General features: G+C 47.7%; 3 protein-coding genes. All 3 read left to right on the plus strand.

Annotated elements, in window-relative coordinates; genetic code table 11:
• The first annotated feature begins 250 nt into the window (after positions 1-250).
• The 3 genes from glgC to AB7D94_RS05820 are packed head-to-tail and all read left to right on the plus strand — an operon-like array spanning position 251 to position 2,182.
• Entirely contained in the window at positions 251-1,453 is a 1,203-nt protein-coding gene (gene glgC, locus AB7D94_RS05810; protein ID WP_420264792.1) for a glucose-1-phosphate adenylyltransferase, read from the plus strand.
• A gap of 16 nt (positions 1,454-1,469) precedes the next feature.
• Positions 1,470-1,886: a secondary thiamine-phosphate synthase enzyme YjbQ gene (locus tag AB7D94_RS05815; RefSeq protein ID WP_420264793.1), complete on the plus strand. Its 417-nt coding sequence runs from the start codon at positions 1,470-1,472 to the stop codon at positions 1,884-1,886.
• A 26-nt stretch (positions 1,887-1,912) separates the two neighbouring features.
• Positions 1,913-2,182, plus strand: a complete 270-nt coding sequence (locus tag AB7D94_RS05820) for a cupin domain-containing protein (protein WP_420264794.1) — start codon at positions 1,913-1,915, stop codon at positions 2,180-2,182.
• The last annotated feature ends 250 nt before the right edge of the window (positions 2,183-2,432 follow it).

Below are 2,432 nucleotides of genomic sequence, written 5' to 3' on the forward strand. Positions count from 1 at the left end.
GGGGGGGGGGCTGCTTTACTATTGTGACACAGTCTGTTCGCAGGAATGACAGACAAAAGATGGGAATGACTGACAGAGAAATGATGCTTCCCTATTATAATGCGTTTGGGGAGTTGTCATAGTGCGTTTGGGGGCGTATTGCCTCAAGTAAAAACCTATTTGAAATAGTGGGGTTGAGATTGTGGTGGGTAATCATTTATAATCATAGTCAGTCACTGTTATGTTATGTGATGAATAACGAGGAGGTCTTATGCAGAGGAAGGTTTTAGCTCTTGTTCTTGCTGGTGGTGAAGGTAGGAGGCTGTTTCCGCTTACCGCTATGCGCTCCAAGCCATCTGTGCCGTTCGGGGGTAGGTACAGGATTGTTGACTTTGTTTTAAGTAATATCATTAACTCCGGAATTTATTCGATTTACCTGCTTGTTCAGTACAAGTCCCAGTCCCTGATATCGCACATTCAGGAGAACTGGAACCAGACCTCGGTATCCCGCGACCAGTTTATTACGATTGTGCCGCCTCAGATGCGCAAGGGGCTGGAGTGGTTTCAGGGCACTGCTGACGCGGTGCTGCAGAACGTTAACCTTATTCAGCAGTATGCACCGTCGCATGTTGTAATCTTTGGTTCTGACCACATCTATCGAATGGACATTGCGCAGATGCTCGATTTTCATATCGGATGCCGCGCCAAGGCCACTGTTGCGGCCATACCTGTGCCGATTGATCAGGCCTCGGCATTCGGCGTCATCAAGACTGCCGGGGATGGCCGTATTGAGCGGTTTGAGGAAAAACCCAAAAACCCGTCCTCAATGCCTGAAAATCCCGCGAAGGCCCTTATCTCTATGGGGAACTATATCTTTAACACCGACGTGCTGCTTGGTGCGCTTGCGGACGCGCAGCGAAAAAGTGAACACGACTTCGGTGCCTATGTCCTGCCATCGCTTGTCAATACACGCGGACTTTTCGCCTATGATTTCTCCCGGAATAAAATCCCGGGTGCCAAGCCCTACGAGGAGATTGGCTACTGGCGCGACGTTGGAACGATTAAGGCATACTGGGAATCCAACATGGACATGTTGGACGAGGAGCCAATCTTTGACATCTATAACCACAGATGGCCAATCCACCCGACGATATCGTTTACGCCGCCTGCGAAGATTATCAGCGGCGATATTCAAAACTGCTCTATCTCAAATGGCGTCAGGATAAAGGGTGCGGCCATCAAGCACTCTATTATCAGAAGCGGCGTGATAATAGAAGAGGACGTCGAGATTACTGATTCAATTATCATGGAGTATGTCCATATCAAAAAGGGCGCGAAATTGAAGAAGGTCATCATTGACAAGAACAACGTGATAAACGAGGGTGAGAAGCTCGGCTTCGACTGTAACAAAGACCGCTTCAGGCTGCACATTGACGAGTGCGACATAGGTATCCTTCCCAAAACTATTTTATAGATGAGGTTCTGGAAACATGGTGATAAACAAGACACTGGGTTTTAGTACGCGTGGGAATGGCCACCTCATTGACGTTACCAGCCATGTCAACGGTGTCCTTACCGAATCGGGCATTCGCAGCGGGATACTGACGGTGTTCGTAGTTGGCTCAACCGCCGCCATTACGACATTAGAGTATGAGCCGGGGCTGATAAAAGACATGGCAGAGTTATACGACAAACTCGTGCCCGCGAACAAGCGCTACGCGCACGACGACACATGGGGTGACGCAAACGGTTTCAGCCATGTGCGGGCGGCGCTGCAGGGGCCAAGCCTTACGATACCGTTTGAGGACGGCAGCCTATACCTCGGCGTATGGCAGCAGATAGTCCTTGCAGACTTTGACCACAGACCAAGGCAAAGAAACATAGTAGTTAACATAATCGGCGAATAGTTGATATAGTTGATAAGGAGGCGCACATGGAGATAAAGATAGTAAAACCAGCAGAGGGAGACCTTAAGGCGCGGGGAGTTGACAACTGGCCTATATGGCAGAAGGAGGCGTCGGTATTCGATTGGCACTATGGTGATACTGAGGAGTGTTATATACTTGAGGGGAAGGTCACGGTGTCAACAAAAGACGGGAAAAAAGTGGAGTTTGGAAAGGGCGACTTTGTCACATTCCCCAAGGGGCTATCATGTACATGGGAAATAAAAGAGCCAATAAGAAAACACTACAATTTTAAATAGTATAGTTTTAAATAGTCTTTTGTAATCTTCTAAAAATACAGGTCAAGGAGGGTTACCCTCCTTGCGGGAGTTTGAGGGCAGCGCCCTCAATGTCTTAGGTATTGATAAATATTATTGAATACGCTATAATAAAAACATGGAGGACACGGCTATGGATGAAAGGCCATTAACGAAACAGGACTTAATAGAAGTATTAAAAGATGTATTAGCGCCGATCGTGTCGAGATTGGACTCATTGGATATGAAAGTA

This window comes from Candidatus Magnetominusculus dajiuhuensis, from assembly GCF_046044395.1.
GTDB classification, from domain to species: domain Bacteria; phylum Nitrospirota; class Thermodesulfovibrionia; order Thermodesulfovibrionales; family Magnetobacteriaceae; genus Magnetominusculus; species Magnetominusculus dajiuhuensis.

Excerpts from the sequence above, each read along its gene's own strand:
- glgC (WP_420264792.1), top strand. The coding sequence starts at position 251 with ATGCAGAGGAAGGTTTTAGCTCTTGTTCTTGCTGGTGGTGAAGGTAGG.
- AB7D94_RS05815 (WP_420264793.1), top strand. The coding sequence starts at position 1,470 with ATGGTGATAAACAAGACACTGGGTTTTAGTACGCGTGGGAATGGCCAC.
- AB7D94_RS05820 (WP_420264794.1), top strand. The coding sequence starts at position 1,913 with ATGGAGATAAAGATAGTAAAACCAGCAGAGGGAGACCTTAAGGCGCGG.